The organism is Nocardia sp. CA-128927, from assembly GCF_050955855.1.
Lineage (GTDB): Bacteria > Actinomycetota > Actinomycetes > Mycobacteriales > Mycobacteriaceae > Nocardia.
In genome coordinates this window covers 9,753,830-9,769,815 of the sequence record NZ_CP192087.1, presented here as the reverse complement: position 1 = coordinate 9,769,815, position 15,986 = coordinate 9,753,830, and the positions used below count along the sequence as shown (strand labels likewise).

Here is a 15,986-nt window from a genome sequence, read left to right as displayed (position 1 = left end):
GTCGGTAAACCCCTCGGCCGCACTGGTTTCCGGCGTTCGCCGGATCGACGGGTGCCGCGGGCTCAGTGATCCCGGCGACGGGTCACCGCAGCGGCCACCGCGCCGCCCGCGGCGCCGAGCGCCAACGCCGTCGGCACGCCGATCTTCGCGGCCTTGCGCCCGGTGCGGAAGTCCCGGATCTCCCAGCCCCGGTTCTTCGCCACCTCGCGCAGGTCCGAATCCGGGTTGATCGCGACCGCGGTGCCGACCAGCGACAGCATCGGCACGTCGTTGTGACTGTCCGAATACGCGGTACAGCGCTTGAGGTTCAACCCTTCTCGGATCGCCAGCGTGCGCACCGCGTGCGCCTTGCCGAGCCCGTGCAGGATGTCGCCGACCAGCCGTCCGGTGAACTTGCCGTCCACGCTCTCGGCCACCGTGCCGAGCGCGCCGGTGAGCCCGAGCCGCTTGGCGATCACCTGGGCCAGCTCGACCGGCGTCGCGGTGACCAGCCAGACCTGCTGGCCCGCGTCCAGGTGCATCTGCGCGAGAGCCCTTGTGCCCGGCCAGATCTTGTCGGCGATGATCTCGTCGTAGATCTCCTCGCCTAGTTCGGCCAGCTCGGCGGTGGGGCGCCCGGCGATGAACGCCAGCGCCTTCTCCTTGCCGCTGACCATGTCGGAGCTGTTCTCCCGCCCGGTAACCCGGAACTTGACCTGCTTCCAGGCCACGTCGACCAGGTCGGAGGTCTTGAAGTACTTGCGCGCGGCCAGACCTCGGGCGAAGTGCACGATCGACGCGCCCTGCACCATGGTGTTGTCCACGTCGAAGAACGCCGCCGCGGTCAGATCGCGCGGCACCTCGGGCCCGGTCGTATCCGGCTCCGCGAGCGCCAATTCCGCGTCGTGCAACGACAATGCGGCGTCCGCGCTGGCCTCGCCCGCGAGATTGGCCCGCAGCTCTTCCTCGCTGGGGCCGAAGGGGCTGCGCGGGATGCGGGCCAGTTGATCCTGCAGGCCCTCACCGATCGCGCCCAGATTCCACCGTGCCGGAAACTCGCCGAATCGTCCCGCGATGAATCCGGCCCTTGCCACCTTCGATCGTTCCGGCACCGATACCTCCGCCCGTCGCGCGAACCACGTCCACAGTAACCGGGCCGACCGACAGTCATCGCAGTACCTGGCAGACCGATTCGGGCGTGGCGAGGGGATTTAATATCCGCCATGACCAATCCCACACATTCGGTGACCCTGTTGACCAGATCCGGCTGCGGCATGTGCGCAACCGCGCTGGACCAGCTGCGAGTGATCTGCGCCGACTTCGGCCTCGAGCCCGCGACACTGGATGTCGACGAGGCCGCCGCCACCGATCCCGGCCTGCGGGCGGAGTTCGGTGACCGTTTGCCGGTAGTGCTGCTCAATGGTCGTGAGCACAGCTATTTCGACGTAGACGAGGCCCGATTGCGGGCCGACCTGAGCCGCTGAGCGGTAGCGATGACTGTCCGTTTCCGCCGCAGCGCTGGTCGCGGCGGAAAATGAGGCCAATTTCACCGACTTTGTGAAGGGCTGCACAAGCAGTTACGGTGGTGGCACGCGGACCCGCTTGCCGAGGCTGCGGGCCCACCGCGTAAAGACACCCAGCATTCCGACACTTCGACCATGGCACCGGACCGTCCCGGGCCAGAGGTCCAGCGACGAACCGGAACCCGATCGGGCCGGAACGAGGAGCCGACGACGTGACAGAGCAGCATGAGGCGCCGGGCGGCGTCTCCGGCAGGGCTCTGCAGAAGGACATCCCGCAGGCCACCGTCGCGCGTCTGGCGACCTATCTCCGGGTCCTCGCCACGTTGGCCGACGAGGGTGTTGCCATCGTATCGAGTGAGGAACTCGCTGTCGCGGCGGGTGTCAATTCGGCGAAGTTGCGCAAGGACCTTTCCTTCCTCGGACCCAATGGCGTACGGGGTGTCGGCTATGACGTAGCCAGGCTGAGGACAAGGATCGAGGATGTGCTCGGCCTGTCGCAGGGACACCGCGTGGTGCTCGTCGGCGCCGGGAATCTCGGCCGGGCCCTGGTCGGCTACGGCGGGTTCCAGCGGCGTGGCTTCACCGTGGTCGGCATCTTCGACAACCATCCCGAGGTGATCGGCCTTTCGGTCGCCGGGTTGGTGGTGTGCGATGTCGCCGGGCTGGCCGAGGCGGTCGCCGCGCTCGAGCCGACCATCGCGGTTATCACCGTGCCCGACGACGCGGCCCAGGACGCCTGCGACCGGTTGGTCGCGGCCGGGCTGCAATCCATTCTGAGCTTCGCGCCCTGCGAACTGATCGCGCCGACCACGGTCGAGCTGCGCCGGGTCGATCTCGCGGTCGAGCTGCAAATGCTCTCGTTCGAGCGAGTGCGCAACGCGGACAACGCATCCGAGCCGGTGGCCAAGGCCGCTCCCGAGGTGGCGCGGTCCAGCCGGATCAGCCATCGCGCGCCCACCGCACATACCTCGGCCGTACATCAGGCCCTCAAGCATTCGGCAGCCGCGCATACGGCGTCCTCGCACACGGCAACGGAGCCAAGCAGTAAGGGATCGGTGGTTTCACCATGAGTGAGCGCAGCGAGCGAATCATGTCACAGCGTGCAACGCGCGTGCCGGAGCCGAGCGTCAGCGAGGCGCAGGCATGAGTGTTCTTTTGGTCGGGATTTCGCACCGGAGTGCGCCCGTCTCGGTATTGGAGAAGGTGGCCATCGCCGACGCCGACCGTCCCAAGCTGATCGACCGGATGCTCACCTCGAGCCACGTGTCCGAGGCGATGATCGTCTCCACCTGCAATCGCGTCGAGGTCTACGCCGTAGTCGATGCCTTCCACGGCGGCCTCGCCGAGGTCGGCGACCTGCTCACCAAGCACTCCGGGCTGCCGCTGCCCGACCTGACCAAGCACGCCTACGTCCGCTACAGCGAGGCCGCCGCCGAGCACCTGTTCGCGGTGGCCAGCGGGCTGGACTCGATGGTGATCGGCGAGCAGCAGGTGCTCAGCCAGATCCGCGGCGCCTACGCCTCCGCCGACGCGCAGCAGGCAGTCGGGCGGACCCTGCACGAGCTGGCCCAGCACGCGCTGCGGGTCGGCAAGCGGGTGCACTCGGAAACCGGAATCGACCGTGCCGGAGCGTCGGTTGTGTCGGTCGCGCTGGATCGGGCGCAGCACGTGGTCGGTTCACTCGGCGGACGCACCGCCGTGGTGGTCGGTGCCGGTGCGATGGGCAGCCTTGCCGTGGCGCATCTTTCGCGCGCGGGCATCGGCCGGATCATCGTGGTGAACCGCACCATCGCGCGGGCCGCGCGGCTCGCCGAGACCGCGGGCACCTACGGGGTGGCCGCCGAGGCGATGGAACTTTCCCGGCTCACCGAGGCGATGGCCGTCGCCGACGTGGTGATCACGTGTACCGGCGCGGTCGGCAACGTGGTGACGCTGGCCGACACCCACCGGGCGCTGACCGAGCGCGAGCGCGGCACCGAATTCGCCACCACCGAACGGCCGTTGGTGTTCTGCGACCTCGGCCTGCCCCGCGACGTCGAGCACGCCGTCGCCGGACTGCCCGGCGTGACGGTCATCGACATCGAGACGTTGCAGCGCGATCCCGCAGCAGGCGCGGCCGCCGACGACACCGCCGCCGCCCGCGCGATCGTCGCCGACGAGCTCGCCAAATACCTGACCGGCCAGCGGATGGCCGAGGTCACCCCGACCGTGGCCGCGCTGCGCCAGCGCGCCGCCGAGGTGGTCGAAGCCGAACTGCTGCGGCTGGATTCGCGGCTGCCCAGCCTGGCCGATCCGGAGCGCGACGAGGTGGCCCGCACGGTGCGCCGGGTGGTCGACAAGCTGCTGCACGCGCCGACGGTGCGGGTCAAGCAGCTAGCCTCCACCCCGGGCGGCGACAGCTACGCCGAGGCGCTGCGCGAGCTGTTCGAGCTGAAACCGGGTGCGGCGCAGGCGGTTGCCACCCCGATGGAGATCTCCGCGATCGGCGACCACGCGGGCCTGGTGCTCACCGACGCCGACATCGCCCTTGCCGACGACTTCACCGCGAGTCATCGCGGCGACGAACAGGGGCAACCGGCATGACACTCGTGCAGGAAGAGGACAACGTGACGGCAGGCAGCATCGGCGCGCCGTGGCGGATCGGCACCCGCGGCAGCTTGCTCGCGCTCACCCAGTCGGGCACCATCCGCGACGCGCTGGTCGCCGCGGGACACGAGGCCGAGCTGGTCGTCGTCAAGACCGCCGGTGATCTCTCGTCCGAGCCGGTGCAGCAGATCGGGGTCGGCGTGTTCACCTCCGCGCTGCGCGACGAGCTGGCCGCCGGAAACATCGACATCGCGGTGCACTCCTACAAGGACCTGCCGACCGCGCAGGACCCGCGCTTCACCATCGCCGCCATCCCGCCCCGCGAGGATCCGCGCGACGCACTCGTGGCCCGCGACGGCCTCGTCCTCGGCGAACTGCCCGCGGGTTCCCGGGTCGGCACCTCCGCGCCGCGCCGGGCCTCGCAGCTGCGAGCGCTCGGCCTCGGCCTGGACATCGTGCCGCTGCGCGGCAACCTGGACACCCGGCTGCGCAAGGTCAGTGAGGGTGATCTCGACGCGGTCGTGGTCGCCAGAGCTGGCCTGGCCAGAATCGACCGGCTCGACGCGGTGACCGAGGCCTTGGAGCCGGTGCAGATGCTTCCGGCGCCCGGCCAAGGTGCATTGGCTGTCGAATGCCGCAGTGGCGACACCGAACTCATCGAGGTGCTCACCGCGCTGGACGATGTCGCGACTCGCGCGTCGATCATCGCCGAGCGGGCGCTGCTCGCCGAACTCGAAGCAGGCTGCACCGCGCCGATCGGCGCGCTGGCCGAGGTGGTCGAGTCCATCGACGAGGACGGGCGGATCTTCGACGAGCTCTCGCTGCGCGGCTGTGCGGCGGCGGTCGACGGTTCCGACGTGATCCGTGCGTCGGTGGTCGGCTCGCCTGCGAACGCGGACGAGCTCGGCCGCGCGCTTGCCCGAGAGTTACTCGACATGGGTGCGCGTGAGCTGCTCAGCGTTGCCGAACCACCCAGCGTCGCCCAAGGGCTCAGCGCCCCCGAACCGGAATCCGGTTCGAATACACAGGCGGTGAATGCGCCCGCCACAGACTTCACCCAACCCAGCCCAATGGAGAACAACCAATGAGCGGTCGAGCTACTAAGAAGCAGCCAGGTCGGATCCTTTTCGTCGGATCAGGTCCCGGCGACCCGGCGTTGCTCACCGTGCGCGCCCGTGAGGTGATCGGCCGCGCGACACTCGCGTTCACCGATCCCGATGTCGACAAGGGCGTGCTCGCCCTGATCGGGACCGCGGTCGAGCCGAACCCCGACGGTGAGCGTGCGGTGGACGTGCGCCCCGCCCTCGGCGAGCCCGCCGAGGTGGCCAAGACGCTGATCGCCGAGGCCCGCAACGGCCACGACGTGGTCCGTGTCGTCGCCGGTGACCCGTTGACGACCGATTCGGTGATCGCCGAGGTCAACGCGGTCACCCGCTCGCACATGGTGTTCGAGGTGCTGCCCGGCCTGCCCAACGGCTCGGCCGTGCCGAGCTACGCGGGCATCGCGCTCGGCTCCGGGCACACCGAGGCCGACGTGCGCGGCGAGGTCGACTGGGCCGCGCTCGCCGCCGCCCCCGGACCGCTGGTGCTGCACGCGACTTCAGGCCACCTGGCCGAAACCGCAAGCGCCCTGGTGGAACACGGCATGGCGCCGCAGACCCCGGTCGCGGTGACCGTGCGCGGCACCACCCGGCAGCAGCGCACCATCGAGGCCACCCTGGCCACGCTGAACAGCGCCGCCTCCGAGCTGGTCGGTCCGCTGGTGGTGACCATCGGCAAGGTGGTCGCGTCGCGTTCGAAGATGTCCTGGTGGGAGTCGCGCGCGCTGTACGGCTGGACCGTGCTGGTGCCGCGCACCAAGGATCAGGCCGGCGAGATGAGCGAGCGACTGGTCACGCACGGCGCCATTCCGATGGAGGTGCCGACGATCGCGGTCGAGCCGCCGCGCAGCCCCGCGCAGATGGAGCGCGCGGTCAAGGGTCTGGTCGACGGCCGCTACCAGTGGGTGGTGTTCACCTCCACCAACGCGGTGCGCGCGGTGTGGGAGAAGTTCGCCGAATTCGGTTTGGACGCAAGGGCTTTCTCCGGCGTGAAGATCGCCTGCGTCGGTGAGGCCACCGCGGACCGGGTCCGCTCGTTCGGCATCAACCCCGAGCTGGTGCCCAGCGGTGAACAGTCCTCCGAGGGCCTGCTCGCCGACTTCCCGCCCTACGACGACGTTTTCGACCCGGTCAACCGAGTCCTGTTGCCGCGCGCCGACATTGCCACCGAGACGCTGGCCGAAGGCCTGCGCGACCGCGGCTGGGAAATCGACGATGTCACCGCCTACCGCACGGTGCGCGCCTCGCCGCCGCCCGCGGAGACCCGCGAGATGATCAAGACCGGCGGTTTCGACGCGGTCCTGTTCACCTCGTCCTCCACGGTGCGCAACCTGGTCGGCATCGCGGGCAAGCCGCACGCGCGCACCATCGTCGCGTGCATCGGCCCGAAGACCGCCGAGACGGCCATCGAGTTCGGTCTGCGCGTCGATGTGCAGCCCGAGGTCGCTCAGGTCGGCCCGCTGGTCGAGGCGCTCGCCGAACACGCGGCCCGGCTGCGGGCCGAGGGCCTGCTGCCGCCGCCGCGTAAGAAGAGCCGCCGCAGCCGCTGATCCGTTCCGACACACTGCCCGTACCGAGTTCGGTACGGGCAGTGTGCATTTCGTTCATAGTATCGTGATGGAGTTGATATCTGTTGTCCGGCAACAGATTCCATGCCGGATCGATGGCCATGCCCGTAGAACTATGGGCATCTCATCTCTTGTGGTCGGGGCTAGTTTGTCCTGGCGTGTTAGCGCGATCACAAGAGAGAGTTGGGTTCTATGAAACGATCGATAGTGCACGTCGGCGCGGCAACGTTCGCCTCCTTGGTCATCGTATTGTCCGGCGGCGCTTCGGCATTCGCGGCGCCCGCACCTGCGTTGCCGACCGCCGCACTCGCCGACATCGATGCGTCGTCGGGTAGCTCGACCGGTTCGGTGCAGGGTTTGCCCGCGATCGCGCGCGGTTTTGTTTGCCTGCTCAAGACGATGTCCGGCGGGGCCGGCAGCATCTGCACCGTATAGCGCAAGTTACGACCAGGGCCGACGGCATCCGCATGCGGACGCCGTCGGCCCAACTTCATAAGACGGTGCCTCAGTACCGCTTACGCATCAGCGTGCGCACCATGGTGCAGGTGAGGTCGGACGGCGGGTGAATGCCGACCACCTCCGCGGTGTGCCGGATGCGCTTGTTGTTCGCCGCACTCGGGTTGTACACCCCCGAATCCAGCAGCGCGATGGTCAAGCGCATCGCCTTGAGTTTCCGATTGTGGCGGACATACCACGACCGCGGGCGCCCCGCGGGCAGCCGCTGCTTCTCCAGCGGTGTGTAGGGACGATCGATGAGGACGGTCTTCGTCGCGGGCACAGGCTTCCTCCCGTTGCGATCGGGGATTCGGCGAATCCCCTCGAACACTGTTTCGATTATACCGAAGACCACCGACAAAAACCGCTGGCCGCAAGGGGTTCGATGAAGCGGCGCGGCTGTACTGAGCGGTTGCGATACGACCGGTGTCTTGCCGGATTGACAATCGGTGATCGTGTCTCCAAGCTTTGGCGGTAGAGCGGCTTTGATCGCTCGATCGAGAGGGTGGGGATGGTCAAACTTCGGGTTGTACGGTCGTGCGTGCTTGCGGCGGTCATGCTGACGATGTCGGCGTGCGGGGGTGGGACCGAGGAACGACCGACACGGACGCCGTTGCCGAGCGAGACGACGACGATGCCTCCGACCTCGCCGGTCACCTCGTCGCCCGGCAGCCGGTCACCCGCCAATAAGCCGTCGGCAGACCAACCGCCGCCCGGTAATACGCCGCGGGGCACCAGCACCGCGGTGGCCCGCCCGGCCGACCCGTGTGCCGCCCAGCCGATCGTGGGCGAACTCGACAACCTCAGCGAGTATCTCCACGACGCCAAGGCCACGGTCAGGGAGTGTGACGGCAAGTGGGCGGTCATCGTCTGGGACGTGCCCGGCGACAGTCAGCGCATCATCCGCCGAGCCGCCAACCGCTGGACCACCTACGTCCAGTTCCCTCATAACGTCTGCTGGGCCAAGGCCTCAGCCGACGGCGTGCCGGCCCAGCTGCGGAAGTACTTCACCTGCTGAACGAAACATGCTGAGCCGCTGTGGTTTGCGGTTGCGATCTCAGATGTCGTGCAGCAGTTTCAGCGACTGCGGATGGCCGAGTGCGGCGGCGCGTTCCAGCAGGTGCCTGGCTTCCTGCTGGGCCGGGGTGCGGCCGGTGGCGATCGCCGCGGCGGCGCGCAGCACGCCGGGTTCGGACAGGTCGCCGGTGAACGGGTAGACGTCTTGTTCGCGGAGGAACAGCGCCAGATGGAACATCGAATCGGGATCGCCCGCCTCCGCGCCGCGGCGCAGCCAGTGCTCGCCCGCCGCGGTGTCGCCGTGATCGAGGTGCAGCGAGCCGAGGATCGCCATGGCGTCGGTGCGGCCGCGGCGGACCGCCTCGGTGAGTAGCGCGACGGCCCGGTCGATATCGCCGCGCCGGGCCACGTAGAGACCCAAAGTTCGCATGGCCGTTGGGTTTCCGGCAACGGCCGCGCGTTCGTACCACTCCTCGGCCTCGTCGTTGCTGCCGCGTCGATTGGCCACAACGCCCATGTTGCACAACGCTTCCGGCGACCCGGCCTCGGCCGCGGGCCGCAGCCACCGCTCGGCCTCGTCGATCTTGCCGCGCTCCAGATGCAGCAGGCCGAGTTGCAGGTCCGCGCCCGCGCAGCCCGCGGCGATCGCCGACTCCAGCCAGCGGACCGCCTCGGCGATCCGGCCGTGCGTGCCGAGCAGCAGGCCGAGGTCGGCCATCGCGGTCGCGCTGCCGCGCTCGGCGGCCTTGCGGAACCAGTGCTCGGTTTCGGTCAGCTCGTTCGTGTCGCGCAACAGGTGCGCGAGCTGCTCCATCGCGCCGAGATCGCCGCGCTCGGCGATGGCCCGCAGCGTGTCGAGCCTGCGCTCGTGCGCGGTCGGTGCGGGATCGGGGCGCGGGTCGTGGAACAGCTGCAGGCCGAACGGGTCCACCGGATGATCGTCATCGGGTAGCTCGCCGCGCTCCTGGCTGGCGATGGATTCACTCCACTCGGCGAACCGGTCGTCGTCCGGTCCGATCTCGACCATTCCGTTGGCGATGGTGCCGTCCGGCTGCTTGCCCTGCCACGGAATCAACAGTCGCCCGTCGCCCAGCCGACGGGCGCCCGAAGCAGGCTGTGTCATGGGGCATCACTCGTGGTCATCGCAGACCTCTCAGGCCGTGTCGTGCGTGCCGTGCCGGTAGCCGTGGGTGTCCGCGTAACCGGCGAGTTGGGATTCGTAGCTGCTCAGGCTGTCGAGCAACCAGGTGTCTCCAGTGTCCTTCACGACCACGATCGGCCCCTTGGTGCCCGGTGCCAACACGGGCGAGGTGCCGTCGGCGTACCAGGACGTGGTGGACCAGGGAAAGACGAACGCCCAGCCCACATCGGACACGTGTCCCTGCGGTCCGAGCTGGAACGGGTCGGCCGGAATGGCGAAGCGCTCGCTGTGCTGAGTGAGCAGATGCCGGGCGCTGTTGCGCGCGACCCGGATATCCAGCGGGCCCGTCGCGGTATTCGGGAACGGCAGTGTCGCGTCGGGCAGCGCGCTCAGTTGCCGCCCGGCGGCCACCGCGACCTGGCACGGCCTGCTCTGCAGCCGCAAGAAGATGGTGTGCGCGGTATCCGAGAAGCGCAGCTGCACGGTGGCGTCCTCGGTATGGCCGACCAGGTGCCTGCCGAGGCTCTGCGTCATCTCGCGCTCGTCCGGTGCCATGCCGAGATCGTCGAAGGCGCGCCGCGCCACCGTCATCAGCTCGGGCTCGGCCAGCTGCCGCGCGATGAACTCGACGCGGAAGATCTGTCCGCTGCCGTCGGCGGCGCGCCACGCCCGCAGTGTCGTCTCCGGTGGTGTGAGTCCACCGGTGAGCACGGGCCACCAGTCCGAAAGTAATACCGCGACCCACGACTCGAAGTCGGCGGCTCGGGCCAGCGAGATTTCGGTGTGCGGTTCGGTCATGCTGTCCCCCAGGGGGTCTCGCCCTCCTGTCGGAGTATGCGCCATCGGCCTGCGCGACAGGTGTGATTTCACACACCGTTACTGTCGATCCAGGGTCCATCGGTTCGTTTTGTGCATGCTGACCAACCCCGTGGCGCTACTGTCGTGCCGAAACACCCAGCTCCGACGCGACGGTGCCGAGGCCCCCTCCGCGCGAGCCGACGGGTGCTCGCGACAGCTCCCGACGCCGGGCGTATCGTGCGGTTATGACCGGATTGGACCGCCCACGGCGGTTGCGCCGTACCCCCGCGCTGCGTCGTCTCGTGGCCGAAACCACGCTCGAGCCACGGCAATTGGTGCTGCCGATGTTCGTCGCCGACGGCCTGGACGAGCCGCGCGAGATCAGCTCGATGCCCGGCGTGCGGCAGCATTCGATGGACTCGCTACGTAAGGCCGCCGTCGAAGCGGTGACCGCGGGCGTCGGCGGCCTGATGCTGTTCGGCGTGCCGCGCCACGAGGACAAGGACGCCACCGGCAGCCAGGCCAGCGACCCGGACGGCATCCTCAACCGCGGCCTGCGCGCGCTGGCCGACGAGGTCGGCGAGTCGACGGTGATCATGGCCGACACCTGTCTCGACGAATTCACCGATCACGGGCACTGCGGCGTGCTGTCCGCGGACGGTGCCGTGGACAACGACGCCACCCTGCACCGCTACGTCGACATGGCGCTGGCCCAGGCCGCTTCGGGCGCCGACCTGCTCGGCACCAGCGGCATGATGGACGGCCAGGTCGGCGCGATCCGGCGCGGCCTGGACGCGGTCGGCCGCACGGACACCGGCATCCTCGCCTACGCCGCCAAGTACGCCTCGGCGTTCTACGGCCCGTTCCGCGAGGCCGTCGCCTCGTCGCTGGAGGGCGACCGGCGCAGCTATCAGCAGGACCCGGCGAACCGCCGCGAGGCGATCCGCGAACTCGAGCTGGACCTGGCCGAGGGCGCGGACATCGTGATGGTCAAGCCGGCCATGTCCTACCTGGACATCCTGCGCGACGTCGCCGACCACTCGCCGGTTCCGGTCGCGGCCTACCAGATCTCCGGTGAGTACTCGATGATCACCGCGGCCGCCGAGCGTGGCTGGATCGACCGCCGCGCCGCCATCCTCGAGTCGCTCATGGGCATCCGGCGCGCGGGCGCGGACATCGTGCTCACCTACTGGGCGACCGAAGCCGCACACTGGTTGTCGTGACGAACCTGCCGGGGCCGGTCGGCGCCGCGCCCACGTCGGCCCCGATGCCGGTGGATGTCGGCACCACACGGCAATTGTGGTGGGGCGTAATCGGATTCGGCGTGGTGCAGCTGATCGCGTCGGTGGTGGCCGCGCTGTCGCAGCGGCACACCTTCGCCAAACAGATCTTCGACCAGGCCAGGGAAAAGGACCCGCAGGTCACCCTGGCCAGCGCCGAGCTGATGGTCGCGCTGGTCTATGTCGTGGTGGTGTTCATCGGGCTCGGCGTCGCCGTGCTCGCGCTGCTGATCGTGCACCAATTCGCGCGCGGCAAGCTCTGGGCGCGCACGATGCTGACCATCGTCGGCGCGTGGCTGGTGGTGATCGGCGTCGGCGCACTGTTCGCGTTCGGCGCGGTGGCCGGGACCGCCTCGCTGGTGGCGGGCGGCGCGGCGATCGTGCAGGCGGTGCTGGCGGGCGGATCGATCTACTTGTCGCACCGCCCGGAAGCAACCGCTTATTTCCAGATGAGCCGACGGTGAATGGTTGGTGCCCAAGTTTGTCGGGGCAACGTCGGCATGTATCGTGAGGGTTGTCACAGTGGACATGGGAACCGGTAGTTGTTTGTCAGACGTTGTCTTGCATTGCGTGAGGGAATCAGTCAGATGGCTCCGGGGAATCGGAGGCATCAATGCGAGTGGTGATCCAACAGCCGCAGAGCATTCGACGGGAACTGGCCGTGCTGAGCCTGCTGATCCTGTTCGGGGTGCTGACCGTCGTCGTCCTGCTGTGGCCCGGCCTCACTCGCTGATTCTGCCTTCTGCCTTGTCGATTCGCGGCGCTGTGGGTGCTGCGTGACCGAGAAGCCTGCCGACTCCGGCATTCTGTTCGCCGAGCCGGGTGCGCGCTGGCGCACCGTCGCCTACGGACCCATTCTCTGCGTAATCATTCTGGTGATCGAACTGGCGACCGGTAGCACCGTGCACTGGTTCGCCCTCGTCTTCTGCGGCTCGCTCATCGCGATGTTCGTTGTGCTGCAAGTGATCGCGGGACAACGCCACGTCAGCGTCGAACTCACCGAGACCGCGCTGCGCGACGGCACCGAAACGCTGCCACTCAGTTCCATCGAAGCTGTGCTACCCGAACGCGACGAAGACTCCTGGGACGACGAGGACTGGGAAGAGGCGCGGGCGCTCGGCGAATTGACCGGCGTACCACGGCGACGCACCGGCATCGGGTTACGGCTGACCGACGGCAGCCTGGTGCAGGCTTGGGCGAAAGACCATCGAACACTGCGCACCGAATTGACCACGGCCATCGGCCAAGCCCCGGAGCCCGGCCCGTCGCCGGACGAGGCGGCGCCCGAGACCGACACCGACGACAAGCACAGCGAGAACGGAGTGGACCGTTGAAGACCTGGATCACGGTGGCCGCCACCGAACTCGCCCTGGTCGTACTCGGGCTCGTCGCGGCGGTGCTGAGCTGGCACCAGGGCATCCAGACCACCACATTCGCCGCCATGGGTCAGGCGCCGGAATTCGTCGCGACCCGCTACGTCGCGCCGTGGTTGCTGCTCGCCGCGGTCCTGGCCGGGATCGCCGGACTCTTCGCCATCGATGCGGTCACCCGCGTCGTGCGCGCTCGCCAGCCCCGCTGACCAACTCGGCGATCACCGCCGCCACAACCGTTTCGGCCCGCCGATCGCGGGAATATCGCACCCATGAAGCCCACAGTCACTGTCAAGCGGACGCTGCTCGGCGCCGCGGCCGTCGGCATGATCGGCGCGGCAACGGTGGCCCCGGCGGTCGCGGCACCCGCCGAGGTTTCCCCGCTACCACCGGCCGCTGTCGTGCCAGTGCTCGTCCAGACCCCACCCTCGCCCTTGCTACACGCACTACCGGCCCCGCTGGCCTGCCTGGTGACCACAGGATTCGCCCTGTGGTGCATCGGCATCACCTAAGCGGAGATCTGCTGTTGCGGAGCGCGTCCGCGCTCCCGTCGACTAGCGTGCTCGAGACGCCGCCCGGTCAACGGTAGCTACTCGGGCGTTGCCAGTAATGCTTCTGTGGCCGTTAGTATTTCGGCCGTCAAGGTGTGACTACCAAGGAATGGGATTGATGAACCGGCTTGCTGTGAAAGTCTGTGCCGCACTGGCGATATCCGCCGCGCTCGGGATCGGTGCCGCGCCAGCGGGCGCGAACCCGGGGCTTCCGCTCGAGCCCGCGGGCGCGGTCGACGTATCGGTGGGCCAGGTCGATGCGCCGGTGCTGGTGCCGGACTCCGGTTCCGCGGGCCCGTACAACACGTTCATGTGCTTCCTGCACACCATTTCGGCGCAGGCGCCGTGCATGTACAGCTGAGCGTCGCTCAGTTCCAGTTCTGATACATGTCGAGCACGCGTCCGTTGCGGGTGCCAGGGGCGTTGACGTAGAGGGTGATTGTCCCGTCGGGATGATTGGCCGCCTCCATGATCGCCTGCCGCAGCGACGCGTGCACGCCGCCGTTCTCGTCCTTGAAGATCCCGGTGTCCGACTTCAGGCCGACACCGATCCGGTTGAGCGGCACGAACATGGTGACGATGGCCGGGATCGGGCCGTCGGCGATCGACTTGGTCTCGTCATGACTCAGCTGCAGGCCGATCCGGTCGGGCTGCGCGACCGGTTCCACCGCGGCGGCCGCACCGGCGCCGAACACGACGGCCGCACCGACGAGGGCGGTGGAAACAGCAGCACTGAACATGGCAAACCGCATAGAAATCCTCCGGGGCAGATGAATGGTGACGCTCGAGATTACGCACCAGCAATCTCGGGGCGATCAAATACGGCGTAAACAGTGCCTCGGCGTGTTGCGGTCTACGTCACCCCCACTACACCCTGTCGTCGACCCGTTCCGCGCGGGCTGAGACACTGGAGGTCGTGAGTTCTTCTCCGCGCGTGACCAGCGCATCGGTGCCGGTTTCCGCCCAGCTCTTCGACCGGGCATGTTCGGTGATTCCCGGGGGTGTCAACTCTCCGGTGCGTGCCTTCAACTCCGTCGGCGGCACACCGCGATTCATCGCGTCCGCACACGGCTACACCCTCGTCGACGCCGACGGCAACGAGTACGTCGACCTGGTCTGTTCCTGGGGTCCGATGATTCTCGGGCACGCGCATCCCGCGGTGGTCGACGCGGTGCAGCGAGCCGCGGTCGGCGGCCTGTCCTTCGGCGCGCCCACCGAGGCGGAGATCGAACTGGCCGAGGCCATCATCGAGCGCGTCGGCCCGGTGGACCGGGTGCGCCTGGTGAACTCGGGCACCGAGGCCACCATGAGTGCGGTGCGGCTGGCCCGCGGCTACACCGGCCGCGCCAAGATCATCAAGTTCTCCGGCTGCTATCACGGCCACGTCGACGCGCTGCTCGCCGACGCGGGCTCCGGCGTCGCGACCCTCGGGCTACCGACCTCGCCCGGCGTCACCGGCGCGCAGGCGGCCGACACCATCGTGCTGCCCTACAACGACCTCGACGCCGCCGCCGTCGCGTTCGCCGCGCACCCCGATTCGATCGCCTGCGTGATCACCGAGGCCGCCGCGGGCAACATGGGCACCGTGGCGCCGCTGCCCGGCTTCAACGCAGGCCTGCGCAAGCTGACCGCCGACGACGGCGCGCTGCTCATCATGGACGAGGTGATGACCGGCTTCCGGGTGAGCCGCGCGGGCTGGTTCGGCCACGAGGGCGTGGTCGCCGACCTCTACACCTTCGGCAAGGTGATGAGCGGTGGCCTGCCCGCCGCCGCGTTCGGTGGCCGCACCGAGATCATGAACCACCTGGCCCCGCTCGGCCCGGTCTACCAGGCGGGCACGCTCTCCGGTAACCCGGTCGCCGTCGCCGCGGGCCTCGCCACGCTGCGTGCGGCCGACGACGCGGTGTACGCCGCGCTGGACCGGAACGCGCAACGGCTCGGCGCGCTGTTCGGCGAATCGCTCAGTGCCGCAGGCGTCGAGCATCAGGTCCAGTTCGCAGGCAATATGGTGAGCGTGTTCTTCGCCGAACGCCCGGTCACCGACTACGCCGCCGCCAAGGCCAGCCAGACCTGGCGCTACCCAGCCTTCTTCCACGCACTGCTCGACGGTGGCGTGTACGCGCCGCCGAGCGCGTTCGAGACGTGGTTCGTCTCCGCGGCACTCGACGAGGACGCATTCGACCGCATCGCCGCCGCCCTGCCCGCCGCCGCACACGCGGCCGCGGCCGCCACTCCCGAAGGATCCCGCGCGTGAGCTCCGATCACGATCAGCCCGATGCCGACAAGCGCGAGCTAGAGAAGTCCGCCAACGATTCCGCAGAGGCCAAGGCAGGCTCTGCCGACGCGGTGCCGTCCGAGTCGACTCCGGCCGGATCGGTCGCCGGACTGGGCGCGGCACCGGTCGCCGACTCCGGTGCCGCGGATCAGAGCGCTGAGCCTGTCGCGGGGGCGATTGCCGGGCTGGGTGCCGGGCCCGTGGTGGATTCCGCCGCCGAGTCGACCGTCATCGACGCGGGCGCGCAATTCGCCGCCGCCGCATCGGGTCCCGCCGATGAGATCCCCTCGGTCGAGGAAAACA

Annotated in this window: 19 protein-coding genes; 14 read left to right on the top strand and 5 right to left on the bottom strand. The window is 68.8% G+C overall.

Annotated elements, in window-relative coordinates; all coding sequences use genetic code 11:
* Positions 1-62: 62 nt before the first annotated feature.
* The gene (locus ACQPW1_RS45290) at positions 63-1,016 is read right to left on the bottom strand and encodes an HAD family hydrolase (RefSeq protein WP_433665525.1); all 954 of its coding nucleotides are present in this window, start codon (positions 1,014-1,016) and stop codon (positions 63-65) included.
* Positions 1,017-1,202: 186 nt separating this feature from the next.
* Here ACQPW1_RS45290 and ACQPW1_RS45285 point away from each other — a divergent pair, with 186 nt between their 5' ends.
* The 6 genes from ACQPW1_RS45285 to ACQPW1_RS45260 all read left to right on the top strand — a co-directional run bounded on the left by ACQPW1_RS45285 (position 1,203) and on the right by ACQPW1_RS45260 (position 7,191).
* Positions 1,203-1,463 carry a glutaredoxin family protein gene (locus ACQPW1_RS45285; RefSeq protein ID WP_433659841.1) on the top strand — a complete coding sequence of 87 codons (261 nt, stop codon included), beginning with the start codon at positions 1,203-1,205 and terminating at the stop codon, positions 1,461-1,463.
* A gap of 251 nt (positions 1,464-1,714) precedes the next feature.
* Complete coding sequence (locus ACQPW1_RS45280) at positions 1,715-2,572, top strand: redox-sensing transcriptional repressor Rex (protein WP_433659839.1); 858 nt, start codon at positions 1,715-1,717, stop codon at positions 2,570-2,572.
* Positions 2,573-2,645: 73 nt separating this feature from the next.
* Positions 2,646-4,085: a glutamyl-tRNA reductase gene (locus tag ACQPW1_RS45275; RefSeq protein ID WP_433659838.1), complete on the top strand. Its 1,440-nt coding sequence runs from the start codon at positions 2,646-2,648 to the stop codon at positions 4,083-4,085.
* A complete protein-coding gene (hemC, locus tag ACQPW1_RS45270) occupies positions 4,082-5,176 on the top strand; it encodes a hydroxymethylbilane synthase (RefSeq protein ID WP_433659836.1) in 1,095 nt (364 codons plus the stop codon). Before ACQPW1_RS45275 ends, hemC begins: the two co-directional genes overlap by 4 nt.
* Positions 5,173-6,738 (top strand): uroporphyrinogen-III synthase, encoded by a 1,566-nt coding sequence (locus tag ACQPW1_RS45265; protein ID WP_433659835.1) that lies wholly within the window; start codon positions 5,173-5,175, stop codon positions 6,736-6,738. Before hemC ends, ACQPW1_RS45265 begins: the two co-directional genes overlap by 4 nt.
* A 210-nt stretch (positions 6,739-6,948) precedes the next feature.
* Positions 6,949-7,191, top strand: coding sequence for a hypothetical protein (locus ACQPW1_RS45260; RefSeq protein ID WP_433659833.1), 243 nt, complete (start codon positions 6,949-6,951; stop codon positions 7,189-7,191).
* Positions 7,192-7,261: 70 nt separating this feature from the next.
* Here the strand turns inward: ACQPW1_RS45260 and ACQPW1_RS45255 are convergent, their stop codons facing one another.
* Positions 7,262-7,534, bottom strand: a complete 273-nt coding sequence (locus ACQPW1_RS45255; protein ID WP_433659832.1) for a hypothetical protein — start codon at positions 7,532-7,534, stop codon at positions 7,262-7,264.
* Between the two features lie 351 nt (positions 7,535-7,885).
* Between ACQPW1_RS45255 and ACQPW1_RS45250 the strand changes: the two genes are divergently transcribed.
* A complete protein-coding gene (locus ACQPW1_RS45250; RefSeq protein WP_433659831.1) occupies positions 7,886-8,269 on the top strand; it encodes a hypothetical protein in 384 nt (127 codons plus the stop codon).
* Between the two features lie 39 nt (positions 8,270-8,308).
* On the opposite strand, the gene ACQPW1_RS45245 is transcribed toward ACQPW1_RS45250, so the two are convergent.
* Positions 8,309-9,391 (bottom strand): tetratricopeptide repeat protein, encoded by a 1,083-nt coding sequence (locus ACQPW1_RS45245; RefSeq protein WP_433659829.1) that lies wholly within the window; start codon positions 9,389-9,391, stop codon positions 8,309-8,311.
* 30 nt (positions 9,392-9,421) lie between these two features.
* Positions 9,422-10,207, bottom strand: a complete 786-nt coding sequence (locus ACQPW1_RS45240; protein WP_433659827.1) for a hypothetical protein — start codon at positions 10,205-10,207, stop codon at positions 9,422-9,424.
* 245 nt (positions 10,208-10,452) lie between these two features.
* Here ACQPW1_RS45240 and hemB point away from each other — a divergent pair, with 245 nt between their 5' ends.
* From hemB to ACQPW1_RS45210, 6 genes are all read left to right on the top strand, one after another.
* A complete protein-coding gene (hemB, locus tag ACQPW1_RS45235) occupies positions 10,453-11,430 on the top strand; it encodes a porphobilinogen synthase (RefSeq protein WP_433659825.1) in 978 nt (325 codons plus the stop codon).
* Complete coding sequence (locus tag ACQPW1_RS45230; protein ID WP_433659823.1) at positions 11,427-11,951, top strand: hypothetical protein; 525 nt, start codon at positions 11,427-11,429, stop codon at positions 11,949-11,951. The genes hemB and ACQPW1_RS45230 overlap by 4 nt, the downstream gene beginning before the upstream one ends.
* A gap of 312 nt (positions 11,952-12,263) precedes the next feature.
* Entirely contained in the window at positions 12,264-12,821 is a 558-nt protein-coding gene (locus ACQPW1_RS45225; RefSeq protein ID WP_433659821.1) for a hypothetical protein, read from the top strand.
* The gene (locus tag ACQPW1_RS45220) at positions 12,818-13,066 is read left to right on the top strand and encodes a hypothetical protein (protein WP_433659819.1); all 249 of its coding nucleotides are present in this window, start codon (positions 12,818-12,820) and stop codon (positions 13,064-13,066) included. The genes ACQPW1_RS45225 and ACQPW1_RS45220 overlap by 4 nt, the downstream gene beginning before the upstream one ends.
* A gap of 63 nt (positions 13,067-13,129) precedes the next feature.
* Positions 13,130-13,369: a hypothetical protein gene (locus ACQPW1_RS45215; protein WP_433659817.1), complete on the top strand. Its 240-nt coding sequence runs from the start codon at positions 13,130-13,132 to the stop codon at positions 13,367-13,369.
* Positions 13,370-13,526: 157 nt separating this feature from the next.
* Positions 13,527-13,769: a hypothetical protein gene (locus ACQPW1_RS45210; RefSeq protein ID WP_433659816.1), complete on the top strand. Its 243-nt coding sequence runs from the start codon at positions 13,527-13,529 to the stop codon at positions 13,767-13,769.
* Positions 13,770-13,776: 7 nt separating this feature from the next.
* On the opposite strand, the gene ACQPW1_RS45205 is transcribed toward ACQPW1_RS45210, so the two are convergent.
* Entirely contained in the window at positions 13,777-14,160 is a 384-nt protein-coding gene (locus tag ACQPW1_RS45205) for a hypothetical protein (protein WP_433659814.1), read from the bottom strand.
* 164 nt (positions 14,161-14,324) lie between these two features.
* Between ACQPW1_RS45205 and hemL the strand changes: the two genes are divergently transcribed.
* Entirely contained in the window at positions 14,325-15,662 is a 1,338-nt protein-coding gene (hemL, locus tag ACQPW1_RS45200; protein ID WP_433659812.1) for a glutamate-1-semialdehyde 2,1-aminomutase, read from the top strand.
* The last annotated feature ends 324 nt before the right edge of the window (positions 15,663-15,986 follow it).